Origin of the sequence: Saccharothrix tamanrassetensis, from assembly GCF_014203665.1 — a bacterium.
Lineage (GTDB): Bacteria > Actinomycetota > Actinomycetes > Mycobacteriales > Pseudonocardiaceae > Actinosynnema > Actinosynnema tamanrassetense.
This window is the reverse complement of record NZ_JACHJN010000001.1, coordinates 96,819-114,947: the sequence shown is the minus strand read 5'-3', so window position 1 is coordinate 114,947 and position 18,129 is coordinate 96,819. Positions and strand designations below refer to the sequence as shown.

The window sequence follows — 18,129 nt, the reverse complement described above, 5'->3', positions numbered from 1 at the left end:
CGCCGGAGCCCGCGGGGAAGCGGGAGGCGGGTCAGCCCATCGGGCGTTCGGGGTAGCCGAACTCCACCGCGCTCACGTCGTCCAGCGCGGCCCGGATCGCCGGCGGCAGCGTCAGGTCCTCGGCGGTCAGCGACCCCAGCAGCTGCCCGGTGTCCCGCGCGCCCACCACCGGCGCCACCACACCCGGCCGGTCCCGCACCCACGCCAGCGCCACGCACAGCGGCGAGGTGCCCAGACCGTCCGCCGCCGTCGCCACGGCCTGCACGATCCGCGCCGCCCGCTCCGTGCGGTGCTGCTCCACGTAACCCGCGAAGTGCGACGAAGCGCCCCGCGAGTCCGGCGGGGTGCCGTTGCGGTACTTGCCGGTCAGCACACCCCGGCCCAGCGGCGCCCACGGCAGCAGCCCGATGCCGTGGTGCCCGGCGGCCGGCGCGACCTCCCGCTCCACGCCCCGTTCCAGCAGCGAGTACTCCACCTGCGTCGAGATGATCGGTGTGTGGCCGGGCAGCGCGGCGGCCGTGGCCAGCTGCCAGCCCGAGTAGTTCGACACCCCGGCGTAGCGGACCTTGCCCGACGCCACCGCGGTGTCCAGCGCCGACAGCGTCTCCTCCAGCGGCACCGCCGAGTCCCACGCGTGCAGCTGCCACAGGTCGATGTGCTCCACGCCCAGCCGGCGCAGCGAACCCTCCAACGCGCCCAGCAGCGCGCCCCGCGACGCACCGCCGCCGAACGGCCCGTCGTTGCGCCGCGCCACCGCCTTCGTCGCGATCACCAGCTCGTCGCGCGGCACGACCTCGCCCAGCAGGCCGCCCAGGATGCGCTCGCTCTCGCCCTCCACGTACACGTCGGCGGTGTCCACCAGCGTGCCGCCCGCCTCGGTGAACGCCAGCAGCTGCGTGGCGGCCTCGTCCGCGTCGGTGTCCCGACCCCAGGTCAAGGTGCCCAGGGCCATCCGGGACACCCGCAGTCCGCTGCGGCCGAGGTATCGCTGTTCCACGCCGGTGAGCCTAATCGTCGATCGACTGGCGGGCGGCGCGCGGTGCCGCGCCGCCGGCCCGTGTTCACCCGCACGGGTAAGCGGGGAAATGGCCGGGATCGCATTCTCCGGCAATTCCGCGATGGTCCGGTATTCGGGCCGGTCGGCCATTCGGATCGAGCGGCTCCTCGGGGTGGCGCGGCGACCCGGTCGGGGGACAACCTCCGCCGTGGGCGCGGACCGCCCTGGCGCACCCGGTTACCCACCGGTAGGGTCCGATCCCGTGCGACTGGGACTGAACCTCGGGTACTGGGGCGCGGGCAACGACTCCGCGAACCTCGAACTGGCCAAGGAAGCCGACCGACTGGGCTACTCGGTGGTGTGGGCCGCCGAGGCCTACGGCTCCGACGCGCCGACCGTGCTGGCCTGGGTGGCCGCGCAGACCCGGCGCATCGACGTGGGCAGCGCGATCCTCCAGATCCCCGCCCGCACCCCGGCCATGGCCGCGATGACCGCCGCCACCCTGGACGCGCTGTCCGGCGGCCGGTTCCGGATGGGGCTGGGCGTGTCCGGGCCGCAGGTCTCCGAGGGCTGGCACGGCGTCCGCTTCGACAAGCCGCTGGCCCGCACCCGCGAGTACGTCGACATCGTCCGGGCCGCGCTGCGCCGGGAACGGCTGCGCTACGACGGCGAGCACTACCGCCTGCCGCTGCCCGACGGCCCCGGCAAGGCGCTCACCCTCACCGTGCACCCGGTCCGCGAGCACATCCCGGTTTACCTGGCCTCCGTCGGCCCGAAGAACGTGGAGCTGACCGGCGAGATCGCCGACGGCTGGCTGGCGGTCTTCTTCTCGCCCGAGCACTCCGCCGCCTCCCTCGACGCGTTGCGCGAGGGCAGGCGGAAAGCGGGCAGGACGCTCGACGGGTTCGACGTCGTGCCCACCGTGCCGCTGTCCGTCGGCGACGACTGGCGGGCCTGCGCCGACCACGTGCGCCCCTACGCCGCGCTGTACGTGGGCGGCATGGGCAGCCGGGAGAAGAACTTCTACAACGACCTCGCGGTGCGCATGGGTTTCGCCGCCGAGGCCGCCGAGGTGCAGGACAGGTACCTCGCCAAGGACTACGCGGGCGCGATGGCCGCCCTGCCGGTGGAGTTCCTGGACTCGACGTCGCTGCTCGGCCCCAAGGAGCGCATCGCCGAGCGGATGCGGGCGTACGCCGAAGCAGGGGTCACCACACTCACCCTTTCGCCCATGCTGCAAGATCTGGATCAGGGGATCGCGGCGCTACGCACCGCGACCGAAGCTCTGGATCTGGCAGGAGTGGGTAGTTGAGCTGGTTGCAGGCCCTTGTCCTCGGACTCGTCCAAGGCTTGACCGAATTCCTGCCCATTTCCTCGTCGGCGCACGTGAGGATCGTGTCGACGCTGTTCTTCGGCAACGACGCGGGCGCGTCGTTCACCGCGGTCATCCAGCTGGGCACCGAGCTGGCCGTGCTGATCTACTTCGCCCGCGACATCGGCAACTTCATCGGCGCGTGGTTCAAGGGCCTGTTCAGCGCGGCGGCGCGGAAGACCGACGACTACCGGATGGCCTGGTACGTGATCATCGGGTCGGTCCCGATCAGCGTGCTGGGCTACGTGTTCAAGGACGAGATCCGCAGCTCGCTGCGCAACCTGTGGATCACCGCGACCGTGCTGGTGGTGTTCGGCCTGCTGCTGGGCCTGGCCGACCACTTCGCCAAGCACGTGCGGGACCGACTGGAGCTCAAGGACGCCGTCGGCATGGGCCTGGCGCAGGCGCTGGCCCTGATCCCCGGCGTCTCCCGGTCCGGCGGCACGCTCACCGCGGGCCTGTTCCTCGGCCTCGACCGGGCCGCCGCCGCCCGCTACTCGTTCCTGCTCGCCCTGCCCGCGGTGTTCGGCGCGGGCATCTTCTCCATCCCCGACGTGCTGGACCGGTCCGAGCCCAACGCCGCGTCGGTGCCGCAGATGATCGTGGCGACAATCGTCGCGTTCGGCGTCGGCTACGCCACCATCGCGTGGCTGCTGCGGTACGTGTCCAAGCACAGCTACTCGGCGTTCGTCTGGTACCGGCTGCTGCTGGGCATGGTGCTCATGGGCCTGCTGTCGATGGGCCTCATCAACCCGACATAGGGTGTGGTGGTGGCTACCGTGATCTTGCTCCGACACGCCCGTTCCACCGCCAACGGCTCCGGCGTCCTGGCCGGTCGCCAGGCCGGGGTCGGCCTGGCGGAACGGGGTGTCGAGCAGGCAGGCGCGCTGGTCCGGCGGCTGGCCGGGGTGCCGGTCCAGGCGGTCGTCACCTCCCCGCTGGAACGCTGCCGGCAGACCCTCGCGCCGTTGCTGGCCGACCGCGGCCTGGAAGCCGTGGTCGAGCCGGAGCTGGCCGAGGTCGAGTACGGCGAGTGGACCGGCCGCGAGATCAAGGACCTGCTCGACGAACCCCTCTGGCAGGTCGTGCAGCAGCACCCGTCCGCCGCCGTGTTCCCCGGCGGCGAGGGCCTGGCCGCCGTGCAGGCCCGCGCGGTCGCCGCGATCCGGGCGCACGACGCGCGGATCAGCGAGGAGTTCGGCCCGCGCGCGGTGTGGCTGGCGTGCAGCCACGGCGACGTGATCAAAGCCCTGCTGGCGGACGCCCTGGGCGTACACCTGGACGGCTTCCAGCGGATCGTCGTCGACCCGGCGTCGCTGTCCGTCGTCCAGTACACCCGGACCCGCCCGTTCGTGCTGCGCGTCAACGACAATGGCGGCGACCTCTCCGGCGTGGTGCCGCCGCAGCAGGAGAAGACCGAAGCGCCGCCGTCCTCGGACGCCGTCGTCGGCGGCACCACGGGCACCTGACCGCGATCCCGCCGAGGCACTCGGCTCCGCCGGAAAGCCCTGGAGCCCGGGCATCGGTGGGAGGGCGCTCCGAGCGCGGCGGTACGGGCCGGAGGGCTGACGTGTGGCCCCCGGACAGTGCAGGGTAGTCCGGGGGCCACCGGTCGGGCGGCGGATCGCCTTGGCCGGGACGGTGGCCAACTGGACTGATCGTATGGGCGTTAATGCACGCGTAAATGCCCTCTTTGGACGCGAGGGCGTTTCGGGTCTCGCCGAGCAGTGCAGGTCAGGTCCCTGCCCGACGCTCGAAAATGGGACAAAACCGCAGCTCAAACGATGTGGAAACACCACGCGAACAAATCCCGGCAACCGACCGGATGACGCATTTCGCTGCGCCGTTCGGCTGCGTCCGGGAGGCCGGAGCGTGTTTACAGTTAACAGCCGGTCGTGCGCCGTGCGTCACAGTCCGAGACGGGTGACAGCGTTGTCCTCCAACGGGTTCGCCGTCCGGATGTAGCGGTGCACGGTGCGCGGGTTGGTCCACCGGCCCTGCCGCATGATCTCCCGGTCGCTCGCGCCGCCCAGCGCGGCCTGCGTGGCGAACCCGGCGCGCAGCGAGTGGCCGCCGAACAGCGCCGGGTCCAGCCCGGCCTTCAGCGCGTACCGCTTCACCACGTCCGAGACCGCCTTGTCCGACATCGACCGCACGCCCAGCCGCCCGTACCTGCTCACCGGCGGGAACAACGGCCCGCTGTGCCGGCCCGGCCGGTAGGAGTGGCAGCGGTGGGTCGGGCGCGGGTCCGGTTCGTCCTGCAGCAACGCCCTCGGGTCGGCCGCCGTCAGCACGTCCACCCAGTCCGCGTAGGCGCACACCGGGCACGTCGGACGCCGCGCGCCACGCGGCAGCACCACCTGCTGGCGGTGCCCGCCGGTCTGGTCGGTCTTGGTCACGCCCAGTTCGACCAGCAGCAACGGCTCGTGGGTGCGCGGGTCCACGTCGACCGTCACGTCCTCCAGCTCCAGCGCCGCCAGCTCGCTGCGGCGCAGCGCTCCGGCGAACCCGACGAGGAGCAGCAACGCGTCGCGCCGCCGGGCCACGCCGGTCGGCCAGCCGGGCGCGGGGCGTTCGGCCAGCAGCGACTCCAACGTGTCCAGCAGCACGGGACGCTTGCGGCGCGGCTGCTCGCGACGGGTGCGCCGGATACCGCGCAGGGTCAGTCGCACCACGTCGGAGCGCGTGGGGGAGGGCAGGCCGCCCGCGGCGTGCACGGCGGCGATCGCGGCGGCCTTGCGCTCCAGGGTGGACGGGCTGAACGCGGGGGAGCCGTCCGCCTTCACGCTCCGCGCGGCCACCGCCAGGTACACCGCGACGTCCACCGGGTCGGCGGGCAGCGCCTGGCGGCCCTCCTGCTCGCACCACGCGGCCCACCCCACCCAGTCCGAGCGGTAGGCGCGCAGCGTGTTGGGGGACTGGGCGGCGTGCAGGTAACCGGCCAGCGCGGCGGCCTGCTCGTCGTCGAACCGACGACGCACCTGCTCCAGCGCGGCGAAGTCGACCAGCACCGGGTGCGCGACACGATCAAGCTCGGCACGCACCGGCTCGGGCAGGGTCACGGACGTCATCCTAGCAGGCTCGATAGTATTAATCATTTCAGTGAATACTGGAATCACCCCTTGACCGTGGCCGCTACGATCCCGGACATGCGCGCTTTACAACACCCAGCCGTGGAGGACCTCCGCCTGGACACGGTGTTGAGCGCACTCGCCGATCCGGTACGGCTGCGGATCGTGGCGGAACTGGCCCGCTCCGGCGGGATCGTGTGCGGGCAGTTCGACGTGCCGGTGAGCATGTCGACGTTGTCGCACCACCTGAAGGTCCTGCGCGAGGCGGGCGTGTTGCGCGTGACGCCGCAGGGCAGCTACCGCACGCACGAACTGCGGCTGGAGGAGATGGAACGCCGGTTCCCCGGCGTGCTGGACTCCATCACCCGTGCCATCGACGAGGCGTGAACGCCGACCGCGCAGCTGTGGGCAGGGCGAGGGTGCCGGGGCTCGATGGTTGTCGAGTGAGCGACGGTGAGAGCATGTCGGCGCCGAGGCTTGATCGTCTCCGCGCCGGCGGGGTCACGACGCCGTCGGCAGACCGGATGCGGTGAACCCGGGGGTGTTTCGTGTCGGTGGATGATGTGCGGGATGCGTACGGCCGGCGGGCGGAGGAGTACACCGACCTGTTCGGATCGCAGGAGGCCGTGCACGAGCTGGACCGGGAGTTGGTGTCCCGGTGGGCCGGTGAGGTGTCCGGGCGGATGATCGACGCGGGGTGCGGGCCGGGGCAGTGGACCGACTTCCTGCGTCGCCAGGGCTGCGACGTCGAGGGGGTGGACCTCGTGCCGCGCTTCGTCGGAATTGCCCGATCGCGGTTCCCCGGCAACTCCTTCCGCGTTGCGGAGTTGGACGACCTCGGCGTCCCCGATCGCTCGGTGGCCGGGATCCTGTCGTGGTACTCGATCATCCACACCGGACCCGACGACGTGCCCCGCATCCTCGGCGAGTTCGCACGGTGCCTGTGCGACGGTGGCAGCCTGCTGCTCGGCATGTTCGAGGGCGCGCGGGTCGAGCCGTTCCCGCACGCCGTGACGACCGCCTACTTCTGGTCGGTCGAGGAGATGTCGCGGCGCCTGGTGGATGCGGGTTTCCGCGTGGAGGCGACGGAAAGCCGCGTCGATCCGGGCCAACGGCCCCATGCGGCCATCGTCGCGCGGCGCGTCGGCGGCAACCGGTAGTCCCGCAGGTCGTCGGTGGAGCGCTATTCGCTCGCGCCTTCGCCACCGCGCTGATCTGCTCGGCGGACGGTCGGACTCGGTGATCTATCACCTGGGCACGGACTGCCGAGCCCCAAGTCGGAGCCGCACGGGATCACGCTCGGGTCGGACGGTGCGCTGTGGACCGCGCTGGAGATCGGCAGACTGGCCCGCATCGCACCTGTCGGCGGGGACTGGAGCCCGGGGTCGCCCCGGTTCGGTGCGGGATGGGCGCCGGAAGCCGTCCTGGTCGTGATCACGTCGGCGGAGCCGAACTGGTCGCGCACTTCACGGCGTGGCCTCTCCGACGTGGTGGGTGTCGTGGTCACGGACGAGGGGCGCGCCGGCTCGTTCCGCCGCCTGCTGCCTGGTGAGGGTGTGGCCGATGTGGGTGAGCAGGAGCCGCCGGGTGGTGCGGGCGGCTGCGGCTGCGTCCTCGGGGGTGCAGTGGTGCGGCGTGGGGTGGTCGCTTTCGGCTTCGCACAGGAACAGGTCCGCGCCGTCGGCGAGGTCGTCGAGTGCGGGGCACGGGCCGGTGTCGCCGGAGTAGGCGAAGGTCGTGTCGTGGTGGGTGGCGCGCAGGCCGAACGCGGGCAGTCCGTGGTGCACGGCCCGGCTGGTGAGGGTGAGGTCGCCGATGCCGGTGTGGTGGCCGTCGTGCAGTTCGTGGACGTCGAAGGCGGCGTCGGCCGGGTTGGGGCCGGTGCTCGCGAGGAACGTTTCGAGGCGTCGGGCGAGGCCCGGTGGTCCGTACAGGGGGATGGGGCGCCGCGGCTGCAGGTCGGCGAACAGCAGGGCGTAGTAGGCGGGGAGCAGGTCGGTGGTGTGGTCGGCGTGGGTGTGGGAGATCCAGACGGCGTCGAGCCGGTCGGGCGTGGTGTGGCGTTGCAGGTTGGCGAGGGTGCCGGGGCCGGCGTCCACCCAGACGGTGGTGGTGTCGGTGCGCAGCAGGTAGCCGGAGCAGGCCTGGTCTGGGCGCGGGTAGGGGGTGGCGGTGCCCAGGACGGTGAGGGTGAAGGTCACGGGGCAGTGTGCCGCACAGGTCGTGGGCGCGGTCTGCGGCAGAGGTCACGGGGCAGAGGTCACGGGGCGGTGTGCCGCAGGACCTGCACGCCCGCCGCGGTCTTGAGGTAGGCCCAGGTGGTGGTGCCGTCGGTGGTGAGCCCGAGGTGGGAGGCGGAGGTGCGGGTGAGGTTGTCGGGCAGGGGGACGCGGGTCCAGCGGTCGCCGGTCCAGCGGTGGTAGGCGGGGCGGGTCTCGAAGCTGCGGCGGGTGGCGCGCACGCCCCAGGTCCAGCCGGCGGCGATGCCGTGCAGGCTGAGCCGGTCGGTGTCGCCGGGTGGTGGCACGGGGTGCCAGCGGTGGCCGTCGAAGTGGTGGATGTGCAGGCCGTCGGTGTCGTTGGTGTGGCCGAGCCACAGGTCGTGGGGTGCGGTGGCGGCGAGGCGGGTGATGTGGCCGTGGTCGAGGCGGGGGCCGTGCAGGTCGGTCCAGGTGGTGCCGTCCCAGTGGATGAGGACGGGGTACTCGTAGGTGGCGGGTCCGGCTCCGGTGACGCCGCCGCCACCCGCCCACACGTTGTCGGGCGCGGTGGCGGTGATGGTGTGCAGGCTTTCGCGGGGTGAGGTGAGGATGGTGCTGCGGGTCCAGTCGCGGCCGTCCCAGTGCAGGGTGTCGCTGCCGGAGCCGACGATGTGGACGTCGTCGGGTGTGATGGCGGCGACCGCCTTGGCCCAGGCGATGGCGGGGGTGCTCACGGTGTGCCAGCGGGTGCCGTCGTAGTGCAGGACGAGGGGCCGGCCGGCGCTGTTGCCGACGGCCCACACGTCGTCGGGCGCGGCGGCGGAGATGCCGGCGAGGCTGGCGGCGGCGGGCAGCTCGGGCAGTGGTTCGTCGGTCCAGTCGACGCCGGTCCAGCGCAGCACCAGCGGCGCGGAGGGCCTGCTGGTGAACACGCCGGTGGTGCCGGCGAGCCAGGCGTGGTCGGGTGCGGTCATGGCCAGGTCGGCCAGTGCGGTGCTGGGCGGCAGTGCGGGCACCGGCACGGGTCGGAACAAACTCGTCTCCCCCTCGATGTGTCCCCCGACCCATCGCAGGGTCTACCTCACCAGTCCGAGCGGTGTTCGGTATCCGCCGAACGGTGGGTTTGTGGGTCGGTGGCGTGGTTCGCCGGTCGAGGGCGGTGGCTGTCCGCATCGGGGGACATGCTCGCGGCATGACTTCTCTTCACGTGTACCTGGGTTACCGCGACGCTGACGCGGCGATCGAGTGGCTGGGCAAGGCGTTCGGGTTCGAGGCGACGATGCGGTTCCCGGACGAGCAGGGCGGGGTGGCGCACTCGGAGCTGCGGCGGGGTGATGCGGCGCTGGTCGTGTTCAGCGACCGGGACGGGTACGAGCGGGCGCCGCGCAAGGGCGACACCGGCGGGCTGGGCGTGTACGTCGCGGTGGACGACGATGCCGAGGTGGACGGGTTGTACGCGCGGGCGGTGGGCGCGGGTGGCGTGACGGTGTGGGAGCCGGCGTCGACCGAGTGGGGGAACTACCGCTTCCGGGTGATCGATCCGGAGGGTTTCGAGTGGACGTTCGGCACGCATCGGCCGGGGCAGCCGCAGCAGTGGTGACGGACCGCCGGGCTGTGTGGGCGGCCGGGTGCCGCGCTCACTGCCGGGCGCGTTCCTCCAGGTAGTGGCGTTCCGGCAGGCTGAGGGTCGAGCGGGCGGCCCGTGCGTAGTGGGCGCGGGCCGTCTCGTGGTCGCCGGCGAGGTCGAGCAGGTGGGCGCGGACGGCGTGCACGCGGTGGTGGTCGGCCAGGGCGGGGTCGGTCTCGGCGGTGGCGAGGCGGTCCAGGGCGGTGGTGGGGCCGTGGACCATGGCGGTGGCGACGATCCGGTTGAGCGTCACCATCGGGCCCGGGGTGATGCTGTGCAGCAGGTCGTAGAGGGTGAGGATCTGCGGCCAGTCGGTGTCGTCGGCGGTCCGCGCTTCGGCGTGGACGGCGGCGATCGCGGCCTGCAGCTGGTAGGGGCCGACGGGGTGGGCGGTCAGGGCGTGGCTGACCAGGCGGGTGCCTTCGGCGATGGCGTCGGCGTCCCACAGTGAGCGGTCCTGCTCGGCGAGGGGCACGAGGGCGCCGTCGGGGGTGGTGCGGGCGGGCCGGCGGGCGTCGGTGAGCAGCATCAGGGCGAGCAGGCCGTCGGTTTCGCCGTCGTGGGGCAGGCCGCGGGCCAGCCGGATGGCTTCGGCGGTGAGGTCGACGCGGTTGAGCGCGGCGCCGGAGCTGGCGGTGTGGCCTTCGGTGAACACCAGGTAGAGGACGTGGCGGACGGCGTCGAGCCGCTGGTCGAGTTCGGTGTCGGGTGGCGGGGCGAAGCGGGCGCCTCTGACGCGCTGCTTGGCGCGGCTGATGCGTTGGGCGGTGGTGGCTTCGGGGACCAGGAACGCGCGTGCGATCTCCGCCGTGGTCAGGCCGCCGACCGCGCGCAGGGTGAGGGCGACCTGGGACGGCGGGGTGAGTGCCGGGTGGCAGCACAGCATGAGCAGGGTGAGGGTGTCGTCGACGCCGGGCATCGGTTCGGGGTCGGGCGGGGCGAGGGTGAACGCGGTCTGCTCGCGGCGGCGGCGGGCGGTGTCGGCACGCCAGGACTCGATGCGGCGGCGCGAGGCGACGGTGATCAGCCAGCCCTTGGGGTTGGCCGGGACGCCGTCGGCGGGCCACCGGGTGGTGGCGGCGAGCAGGGCTTCCTGGACGGCGTCCTCGCACTCGGCGAACCCGCCGTGGTGGCGGACCAGGGCGGTGAGGACCTGTGGCGCGAGTTCGCGCAGGAGCGGTTCGACGGTCACCGGCGGTCAGAGTCCGAAGTCGCTCAGGGACATCACGGGCCGGACCTCCACCAGGCCGTAGGGGGCTTCGGGGACGCGCCAGGCGATCTCCACGGCGCGTTCCGGGGTGTCGCAGTCGACCAGGTAGAACCCGGCGAGCAGTTCCTTGGCCTCGGCGAACGGGCCGTCGGTGGTGATGGCCTGGCCGTCGCGGACGACCAGGCGCTTGGTCAGCGACGGGTCGGCGAGGGCTTCGGAGACGACGAGTTCCCCGGTGTCGGCGAGGTCGTCGTCCAGCTTCGCGTAGGCGGCCAGGCCGGAGGCGCGTTCGTCGGCGGGCAGGCCGTCCCAGATGGCACGGGACTCGGGGTTGCGGTAGATCAGGATCAGGTACTTCACGTCGTCTCCGGGGTCGTCGGGAAATTGTCGGGAAGTCGTGGGGGGATCGGTGTCGAGAACCGGGGTCCAGCTTCTACGTCCCGGGTGAGCGGCGCCCACGGGGGTGCCGGTACCGGGAGGACGATCATGGGTGACGAGACGCGGATCCGGGAACTGCTGGCGCGGCGTGTCGAGGCGATGCGCGCGGGGGACGCCGAGGCGCTGGTGGCGGACTACCTGCCGGAGGTGGTGGCGTTCACGCTGGCCCCGCCGTTGCGGCACACCGCGCCGGAGGTGCTGGACCCGGCGACGATGCGGTCCTGGTTCGCGACGTTCGACAGCGCGGTGGACTTCGAGATGCGCGACCTGCGGGTGGAGGTCGGCGGTGGCGTGGCGTTCTGCCACTCGCTCAACCGGGTGTCGGCGGTACCCCGCGGTGGCGCGGAGGCGTTCCAGCTGTGGTTCCGGTCGACGGTGTGCCTGCGCGAGGTGGACGGGGCGTGGCGGATCGCGCACGAGCACACGTCCACGCCGTTCCACATGGACGGGTCGTTCTCCTCGGCGGTGGACCTCACGCCCTGAGGACCTCGGCGAGTGCCCGCAGGGCCGGTCGGTAGGCGTGTTCGGCAGGGGTGCCGTAGCCGATGATCAGGCCCTGCGGGGCGGCCGGGTCGGGGTGGTGGCGGTGCTCGCTGAGCCTGCCGAACGCGAGGCCGTGCGCGGCGGCGGCCTCGGTGGCGGCGGCCTCGTCGGGGTGGTGGACGAGGGCGTGCAGGCCGGCGGACACGCCGTGCGCGGTGTGGGCGCCCGACTGGTGGCTGCCCGGCTGTCGGGTGCGCGGGTCGTGGATGGCCGGGTCGTGGGTGCCCGGGATCCGGTCGCGCAGCGCCCGGCTGCCGGCGGTGTGCTCGCGCAGGGTGTCGAGCAGCAGGTCGCGGCGGCGGCGGTAGCGCAGTCGGCCGGCCCGGATGTGCCGGTCGTAGGCGTGGCTGGTGATCAGGTCGGCGAGGGTGAGCTGGCCGATGGTCTCGGTCTGGTGGTCGGCGTGGCGCTTCGCGTCGGCGACGGGGTCCAGCAGGCGCGGCGGCAGGACCAGCCAGCCCAGGCGCACACCGGGGCCGAGGGTCTTGGACACGCTGCCCGCGTAGACGACGTGGTCGGGCGCGGTGCCCTGGACCGCGCCGACGGGTTGCCGGTCGTAGCGGTACTCGCCGTCGTAGTCGTCCTCGACGACGATCGCGCCGGTGGTGCGGGCCCACTCGACGAGGGCGTGGCGGCGTGCGGGGTGCAGGGTGACGCCGGTCGGGTACTGGTGGGCGGGGGTGACCACGGCGGCGGCCACGTCGTGGGGGAAGCGGTGGGCGCCGTCGCCGTCCACCGGCAGCGGCACGACGGGACGCCCGGTGCGGCGCACGACCTCGCGGTGGAAGCGCAGGCCGGGATCCTCCATGGCGACCGGGCCGTCGAGGACGCCGGCGAGCAGCGACAGTCCCTGGACGTAGCCGGCGGTGATCACGATGTGGGCGGGGTCGGCCTGCACGCCGCGGGTGCGGCCGAGGTACTCGGCCAGGGCGCGGCGCAGCTCGATGCGCCCGCGCGGGTCGGTGTAGCCGTGCACTTCGGCGGGGGCGGCGGTGAGGGCGCGGCGGGTGGAGCGCAGCCAGTCGGCGGTGGGGAACGCGGTGACGTCGGGGCTGCCGGGCCGCAGGTCGTAGCGGGGTGCGGCGTCGTCGCGGTCGGTGACGGGGGCGGGGGTGCGCGGCCGGGCCAGGGGTGCGACCCGGGTTCCGGCGCCCCGGCGGGCGGTGAGGTAGCCCTCGGCGACGAGCTGGTCGTAGGCGGCGGCCACGGTGTTGCGGGCCAGGCCGAGTTCGACGGCGAGCCGGCGGGTGGCGGGCAGGCGTGCGCCGGGGGCGAGGCGGCCGGTGCGGATGGCGTCGCGCAGGGCGTGCTCCAGGCCCGTGCGGCGACCGGTGGCCGGGTCGAGGTCCAGGTGCAGGTCCACGCCGGAAGTGGCCCGAGGTTGTGACACGGGATTGGACCTTAGCAAGGAGCCAATGGGTTCATAGGGTGTGATCATGACGATTCGACTGCCGGTGCAGGACCTGACACCGGAGACCCTGAGGGCGATGAGGGCCCTGTCCAAGGCGTCGGGGGCCAACTCGCTGGACCCCGCGTTGCAGGAACTGGTGAAGGTGCGGGCCTCCCAGGTCAACGGGTGCGCGTACTGCGTGGACCTGCACCTGCGCGAGGCCCGCGAGGTCGGTGAGCGGCAGGAACGGCTCGACCTGCTGGCCGTGTGGCGCGACGCGCCGGTGTTCACCGAGCAGGAGCGGGCGGCGCTGGCGCTGACCGAGGCCGTGACGAAGCTGTCCGACGGGGTGCCCGACGACGTGTGGGTGGAGGCGGTGGCCCGCTTCGAGGAACGCGAGCTGGCCGAGCTGCTGTGGGTGATCGCGACCATCAACGCCTGGAACCGCGTGGTCGCCACCACGCACGCCTGGGGGGTCGCGTGAACACCGCGGGCAAAGCCGCCGCGCTGCGTGCGCTGCACGTGCCCGGCAACCCGATCGTGCTGCCGAACGTCTGGGACGCCGGGTCGGCGCGCGTGGTGGGGGAGTTGTTCCCCGCCGTGGCCACCGCCAGCGCCGCGGTCACCGCGTCGTCGGGCTACCGCGACGGCGAGGACATGCCCGCCGACGAGGCGTTCGCCGCCGTGGCGCGGGTGGTGCGCGCGGTGCGGGTGCCGGTGACCGCCGACGTGGAGCGCGGGTACCGGTTGCCGCCCGCCGAGATCGCGGCGCGGTTGGCCGACGCGGGTGCGGTGGGGTGCAACCTGGAGGACTCCGACCCGGCCACCGAGACGATGGTGCCGGTGGAGGAGCAGGTGGAGTTCCTGGGCGCGGTGCGGGCCGCCGACCCGGACCTGGTGATCAACGCCCGGGTGGACGTGTTCTTCCAGGGCAGCCGCTCCTTCGACGAGGGCGTGGAACGCGCACGCGCCTACCTCGCCGCCGGGGCCGACTGCGTCTACCCGTTCGGGCTGGCCACCGATGCGGTGGAGGCGTTCTGCCGCGCGGTCGAAGGACCGGTGAACGTCGCCCACACCCCGGACAACCCGACACCCGGAGGGCTGGGCAGGCTCGGCGTGGCCCGGGTCAGCTTCGGCCCCGGACTGCACCGGCTGCTGATGGCGCAGCTCAAGACCCTGGCCACCGGGATCCGGGACGGGGGCTCGCCCTACCGGACGTGACGGCGCGACGGGAACCGCCGTCGCCGGACGGCCGGAGCGCGACGCGGCCGAAGTGGACACCCGGGGTGGGGGTCCGGGGTGTGGTGGCGCTCTCGGGCCGGCGGAGCGATATTCGGCGGCCTCGCCCGGGGCGCCCTACTATCCTGGTCCCAGCATGGACACCACCGCGCACACCGACCTGCACCGACGCCTGTCCGACCTGATGGCCGGGGACCAGCGGCGGCTGCGGCGCCGGCTCGAAGGGGCCCGGAAGGTCCGTGACGGCAAGGCCCGGCAGGCCGTCCTCGACGAGATCGCGGCCGACGTCGCGCGGGCCGAGTCGAAGGTGGCGGTGCGGCGGGAGGCCGTGCCGAAGATCACCTATCCGGGCGAGCTGCCGGTCAGCGCCCGCAAGGACGACATCGCCGCGCTCATCCGGGACCACCAGGTCGTGATCGTGGCCGGGGAGACCGGGTCGGGCAAGACGACCCAGCTGCCCAAGATCTGCCTGGAGCTCGGGCGGGGCGTGCTGGGGCAGATCGGGCACACCCAGCCCCGCCGGCTGGCCGCCCGCACGGTCGCCGAGCGGGTCGCGCAGGAGCTGGACACGCCGCTGGGCGCGGCCGTCGGGTACAAGGTGCGGTTCACCGACCAGTCCGGTGACGACACGCTGGTCAAGCTGATGACCGACGGCATCCTGCTGGCGGAGATCCAGACCGACCGGATGCTGTCGCGGTACGACACGATCATCATCGACGAGGCGCACGAGCGCAGCCTCAACGTCGACTTCCTGCTCGGCTACCTCCGGCAGCTGCTGCCCAGGCGACCGGACCTCAAGCTCGTCATCACCTCGGCCACGATCGACCCGGAGCGGTTCTCCCGGCACTTCGGGGACGCGCCGATCATCGAGGTCTCCGGGCGCACCTACCCGGTCGAGGTGCGGTACCGGCCGGTGGTCGACCCGGACGACCCGGGCGCGGACCCCGACCGCGACCAGACCCAGGCGGTGTGCGACGCGGTGCGCGAGCTCCAGGCCGAGGGGCCCGGCGACGTGCTGGTGTTCCTGTCCGGGGAGCGGGAGATCCGGGACACCGCCGACGCGCTGGCCGCGCTGGACCTGCCGAACACCGAGGTCCTGCCGCTGTACGCGCGGCTGTCGTTCGGCGAGCAGCACCGGGTGTTCCAGCCGCACCGGGGACGGCGGGTGGTGCTGGCCACGAACGTCGCCGAGACGTCGTTGACCGTGCCCGGCATCAAGTACGTGGTCGACCCGGGAACCGCGCGGATCTCCCGGTACAGCAACCGGTTGAAGGTGCAGCGGCTGCCGATCGAACCGATCTCGCAGGCCTCGGCCAACCAGCGCAAGGGACGCTGCGGCCGGGTCTCCGAGGGCATCTGCGTCCGGCTCTACAGCGAGGACTCGTTCGACGCGCGGCCGGAGTTCACCGACCCGGAGATCCTGCGCACCAACCTCGCGTCGGTGATCCTCCAGATGACCGCCATCGGGCTGGGCGACATCGCCGCGTTCCCGTTCATCGACCCGCCCGAGGCGCGCAACATCAACGACGGCGTGCAGCTGCTGCAGGAGCTGGGCGCGATCCTGCCCGCCGAGCAGAAGCTGACCCCGCTGGGGCGCAAGCTCGCCCAGCTGCCGGTGGACCCGCGCCTGGCGCGGATGGTGATCGAGGCCGACCGCAACGGGTGCGTGCGCGAGGTCATGGTCATCGCCGCCGCGCTGTCCATCCAGGACCCGCGGGAACGGCCGGCGGACAAGCAGCAGGCCGCCGACGAGCAGCACAGCCGGTTCAAGGACCCCGACTCGGACTTCGTGGCGTACCTGAACCTGTGGCAGTACCTGCGCGAACAGCAGAAGGCGCTGTCGTCCAACCAGTTCCGCAAGCTGTGCCGCAACGAGTTCCTCAACTACCTGCGGGTGCGGGAGTGGCAGGACATCTACAGCCAGCTGCGGCAGGTCGCGAAGACACTCGGCGTGCACGTCAACGACCAGCCCGCCGAACCGCGCAACGTGCACATCTCGCTGCTGGCCGGGCTGCTGTCCCACATCGGCGTCAAGGACGTGCCCAAGCGCGACCCCGGCAAGCGGCAGGCCACCGAGTACCTGGGTGCGCGCAACGCCAAGTTCGCGATCTTCCCCGGCTCCGCGCTGTTCCGCAAACCCCCGCAGTGGGTGATGGCCGCCGAACTGGTCGAGACCTCCCGCCTGTGGGGGCGGATCGTGGCCCGCATCGAACCGGAGTGGGCCGAGAAGCTCGCCGAGCACATCGTCAAGCGCAGCTACAGCGAACCGCACTGGGAGGCCAAGCGGGGCGCGGTCGTGGCGTCGGAGAAGGTCACGCTCTACGGGGTGCCGATCGTGACCGCCCGCAAGGTGAACTACGGGCGCATCGACCCGGAGCTGTCGCGCGAGCTGTTCATCCGGCACGCCCTGGTGCAGGGGGAGTGGACCACGCACCACAAGTTCTTCCACCACAACCGCGGCCTGCTGGAGGAGGTCGCCGAGCTGGAGAACCGGGCGCGGCGCCGCGACATCGTGGTGGACGACGACACCCTCTTCGAGTTCTACGACCAGCGGGTCGGCGCGGAGGTCGTGTCGGCGCGGCACTTCGACACGTGGTGGAAGAAGACCCGGCACAGCGAGCCGGACCTGCTGACGTTCGACAAGTCGATGCTGGTCAACGACAAGGCCGACATCAGCGCCGACGCCTACCCCGACGAACTGACCCGGGGCGGTGTCGCGCTGCCGCTGACGTACCGGTTCGAACCCGGTGCGGCGGTGGACGGCGTGACCGTGCGGCTGCCGCTGCCCGCCCTGACCACCGTGCCCGACGACGCGCTGTCCTGGCAGGTGCCCGGTCTGCGCACGGAACTCGTGGTCGCCCTGATCCGGTCGCTGCCCAAGCCGGTGCGGCGCAACTTCGTGCCGGTGCCCGACGTCGCCGCCGCCGCGCTCGCGGGCATCGACCCGGACGAACCGCTGCTGCCGGCCCTGGAACGCGAACTGCGCACCCTGACCGGTGTCGTCGTGCCGCGCGAGGAGTGGCAGCTCGACCAGGTCCCGGAACACCTGAAGCTGACCTTCCAGGTCGTCGACGAGAACGACCGCGAACTCGCCCAGGGCAAGGACCTCGCGGCGCTCAAGCAGCAACTGCGGGGACGGCTGCGGGAGACGCTCGCCGCCGCCGCGTCCAGCCTCGCCCGCACCGGGCTGACCACGTGGGACCTGGACGAGCTGCCGAAGACCGTGCAGCGGCGGCAGTCCGGCATCGTGGTCACCGCCTACCCGGCGCTGGTCGACAAGGGCGACAGCGTCGCGGTGGAGATCCTGGACACCCCCGGACGGCAGGCGCTGGCGATGCGCCGCGGCACCCGACGCCTGCTGCTGCTCACCGTGCCGTCCCCGGTGAAACTGCTCCAACGCGGCCTGGACAACGCGGAGAAGCTCACCCTCACCCGCAACCCGCACGGCGGTGTCGCACCCCTGCTCGCCGACTGCATCTCGGCGGCGGTCGACCACCTGGTGGGATCCGCCGGCGGACCCGCCTGGAACGCCAAGGGCTTCGCCCGGCTCACCGACTACGTGCGCAAGTACCTGGGGGAGACGGTCTTCGACGTCGTCCGCGAGGTGCGCAACGTGCTCGACGCCGCCCAGGACGTCGAACTGCGCCTGAGCGGCATCCGCGGCCCGGCGCTCGACGAAGCCCTCGCCGACGTCCGCGCCCAACTCGGCGGCCTGGTCCACAACGGGTTCGTCACCGAGGCGGGCGCGGCGCGGCTGTCCGACATCCACCGCTACCTGCAGGGCATCTCCCGCCGGCTGGACAAGCTCACCGAGAACCCGCGCCGCGACCGGGAGTGGATGGACCGCATCCACCAGGTGCACGCCGAGTACCGCGACCTGCGCGGCCGGTTGCCCGCCGACGAGCCGCACCCCGGACTCGACGAGGTGCGGTGGATGATCGAGGAACTGCGGCTGAGCTACTTCGCCCAGACCATCCCCACCCGCTACACGGTGTCCGACAAGCGCGTGTTCAAAGCCCTGGACGCGATCCCCCGCTGACC

17 protein-coding genes and 1 pseudogene are annotated in these 18,129 nt (G+C 72.6%); 11 read left to right on the top strand and 7 right to left on the bottom strand.

The genetic code is table 11. The features are described 5' to 3' along the window. Positions 1–31 precede the first annotated feature (31 nt). A complete protein-coding gene (locus tag FHS29_RS00580) occupies positions 32–997 on the bottom strand; it encodes an aldo/keto reductase (RefSeq protein ID WP_184687187.1) in 966 nt (321 codons plus the stop codon). Positions 998–1,259: 262 nt separating this feature from the next. Here FHS29_RS00580 and FHS29_RS00575 point away from each other — a divergent pair, with 262 nt between their 5' ends. The 3 genes from FHS29_RS00575 to FHS29_RS00565 are packed head-to-tail and all read left to right on the top strand — an operon-like array spanning position 1,260 to position 3,838. Then, positions 1,260–2,309, top strand: coding sequence for an LLM class F420-dependent oxidoreductase (locus FHS29_RS00575; protein ID WP_184687185.1), 1,050 nt, complete (start codon positions 1,260–1,262; stop codon positions 2,307–2,309). Next, the gene (locus FHS29_RS00570; RefSeq protein WP_184687184.1) at positions 2,306–3,130 is read left to right on the top strand and encodes an undecaprenyl-diphosphate phosphatase; all 825 of its coding nucleotides are present in this window, start codon (positions 2,306–2,308) and stop codon (positions 3,128–3,130) included. Before FHS29_RS00575 ends, FHS29_RS00570 begins: the two co-directional genes overlap by 4 nt. 9 nt (positions 3,131–3,139) lie before the next feature. Next, entirely contained in the window at positions 3,140–3,838 is a 699-nt protein-coding gene (locus tag FHS29_RS00565) for a histidine phosphatase family protein (RefSeq protein ID WP_184687182.1), read from the top strand. Between the two features lie 438 nt (positions 3,839–4,276). Here the strand turns inward: FHS29_RS00565 and FHS29_RS00560 are convergent, their stop codons facing one another. Further along, positions 4,277–5,440 carry a site-specific integrase gene (locus FHS29_RS00560; RefSeq protein ID WP_246439746.1) on the bottom strand — a complete coding sequence of 388 codons (1,164 nt, stop codon included), beginning with the start codon at positions 5,438–5,440 and terminating at the stop codon, positions 4,277–4,279. A 78-nt stretch (positions 5,441–5,518) separates the two neighbouring features. Here FHS29_RS00560 and FHS29_RS00555 point away from each other — a divergent pair, with 78 nt between their 5' ends. The 3 genes and pseudogenes from FHS29_RS00555 to FHS29_RS36475 all read left to right on the top strand — a co-directional run. Continuing rightward, positions 5,519–5,827 (top strand): ArsR/SmtB family transcription factor, encoded by a 309-nt coding sequence (locus FHS29_RS00555; RefSeq protein WP_184687181.1) that lies wholly within the window; start codon positions 5,519–5,521, stop codon positions 5,825–5,827. 161 nt (positions 5,828–5,988) lie between these two features. Continuing rightward, complete coding sequence (locus FHS29_RS00550) at positions 5,989–6,600, top strand: class I SAM-dependent DNA methyltransferase (protein ID WP_184687179.1); 612 nt, start codon at positions 5,989–5,991, stop codon at positions 6,598–6,600. Between the two features lie 96 nt (positions 6,601–6,696). Beyond that, a pseudogene (locus tag FHS29_RS36475) lies at positions 6,697–6,813 on the top strand (virginiamycin B lyase); the annotation flags it as partial. A gap of 93 nt (positions 6,814–6,906) precedes the next feature. Here the strand turns inward: FHS29_RS36475 and FHS29_RS00545 are convergent. Next, on the bottom strand, positions 6,907–7,641 hold the full coding sequence (locus FHS29_RS00545; RefSeq protein ID WP_184687178.1) for an MBL fold metallo-hydrolase: 735 nt from the start codon (positions 7,639–7,641) through the stop codon (positions 6,907–6,909). 59 nt (positions 7,642–7,700) lie between these two features. Further along, positions 7,701–8,675: a hypothetical protein gene (locus FHS29_RS00540; protein ID WP_184687176.1), complete on the bottom strand. Its 975-nt coding sequence runs from the start codon at positions 8,673–8,675 to the stop codon at positions 7,701–7,703. A gap of 158 nt (positions 8,676–8,833) precedes the next feature. Here FHS29_RS00540 and FHS29_RS00535 point away from each other — a divergent pair, with 158 nt between their 5' ends. Continuing rightward, positions 8,834–9,241, top strand: a complete 408-nt coding sequence (locus tag FHS29_RS00535; protein ID WP_184687174.1) for a VOC family protein — start codon at positions 8,834–8,836, stop codon at positions 9,239–9,241. A gap of 37 nt (positions 9,242–9,278) precedes the next feature. Here FHS29_RS00535 and FHS29_RS00530 read toward each other — a convergent pair whose 3' ends face one another. Then, a complete protein-coding gene (locus tag FHS29_RS00530; RefSeq protein ID WP_184687172.1) occupies positions 9,279–10,460 on the bottom strand; it encodes an RNA polymerase sigma factor in 1,182 nt (393 codons plus the stop codon). 6 nt (positions 10,461–10,466) lie between these two features. Continuing rightward, positions 10,467–10,838 carry a YciI family protein gene (locus tag FHS29_RS00525; protein ID WP_184687171.1) on the bottom strand — a complete coding sequence of 124 codons (372 nt, stop codon included), beginning with the start codon at positions 10,836–10,838 and terminating at the stop codon, positions 10,467–10,469. Positions 10,839–10,964: 126 nt separating this feature from the next. Between FHS29_RS00525 and FHS29_RS00520 the strand changes: the two genes are divergently transcribed. Beyond that, positions 10,965–11,399, top strand: coding sequence for a YybH family protein (locus FHS29_RS00520; RefSeq protein ID WP_184687170.1), 435 nt, complete (start codon positions 10,965–10,967; stop codon positions 11,397–11,399). On the opposite strand, the gene pdxR is transcribed toward FHS29_RS00520, so the two are convergent. Beyond that, positions 11,389–12,849 (bottom strand): MocR-like pyridoxine biosynthesis transcription factor PdxR, encoded by a 1,461-nt coding sequence (pdxR, locus tag FHS29_RS00515; protein ID WP_312864673.1) that lies wholly within the window; start codon positions 12,847–12,849, stop codon positions 11,389–11,391. The genes FHS29_RS00520 and pdxR overlap by 11 nt on opposite strands. Positions 12,850–12,895: 46 nt before the next feature. On the opposite strand from pdxR, the gene FHS29_RS00510 reads away from it, so the two are divergent. From FHS29_RS00510 to hrpA, 3 genes are all read left to right on the top strand, one after another. Continuing rightward, positions 12,896–13,333 (top strand): carboxymuconolactone decarboxylase family protein, encoded by a 438-nt coding sequence (locus FHS29_RS00510; RefSeq protein ID WP_184687168.1) that lies wholly within the window; start codon positions 12,896–12,898, stop codon positions 13,331–13,333. Next, positions 13,330–14,070, top strand: a complete 741-nt coding sequence (locus FHS29_RS00505) for an isocitrate lyase/PEP mutase family protein (RefSeq protein WP_184687167.1) — start codon at positions 13,330–13,332, stop codon at positions 14,068–14,070. Before FHS29_RS00510 ends, FHS29_RS00505 begins: the two co-directional genes overlap by 4 nt. A gap of 154 nt (positions 14,071–14,224) precedes the next feature. Next, positions 14,225–18,127 (top strand): ATP-dependent RNA helicase HrpA, encoded by a 3,903-nt coding sequence (hrpA, locus tag FHS29_RS00500; protein WP_184687166.1) that lies wholly within the window; start codon positions 14,225–14,227, stop codon positions 18,125–18,127. Positions 18,128–18,129 lie beyond the last annotated feature (2 nt).

Bases quoted from the DNA above. Each gene is read 5' to 3' on its own strand.
- FHS29_RS00560 (WP_246439746.1), bottom strand. From the start codon at position 5,440: ATGACGTCCGTGACCCTGCCCGAGCCGGTGCGTGCCGAGCTTGATCGT.
- FHS29_RS00555 (WP_184687181.1), top strand. From the start codon at position 5,519: ATGCGCGCTTTACAACACCCAGCCGTGGAGGACCTCCGCCTGGACACG.
- FHS29_RS00535 (WP_184687174.1), top strand. From the start codon at position 8,834: ATGACTTCTCTTCACGTGTACCTGGGTTACCGCGACGCTGACGCGGCG.
- FHS29_RS00520 (WP_184687170.1), top strand. From the start codon at position 10,965: ATGGGTGACGAGACGCGGATCCGGGAACTGCTGGCGCGGCGTGTCGAG.
- FHS29_RS00510 (WP_184687168.1), top strand. From the start codon at position 12,896: ATGACGATTCGACTGCCGGTGCAGGACCTGACACCGGAGACCCTGAGG.
- hrpA (WP_184687166.1), top strand. From the start codon at position 14,225: ATGGACACCACCGCGCACACCGACCTGCACCGACGCCTGTCCGACCTG.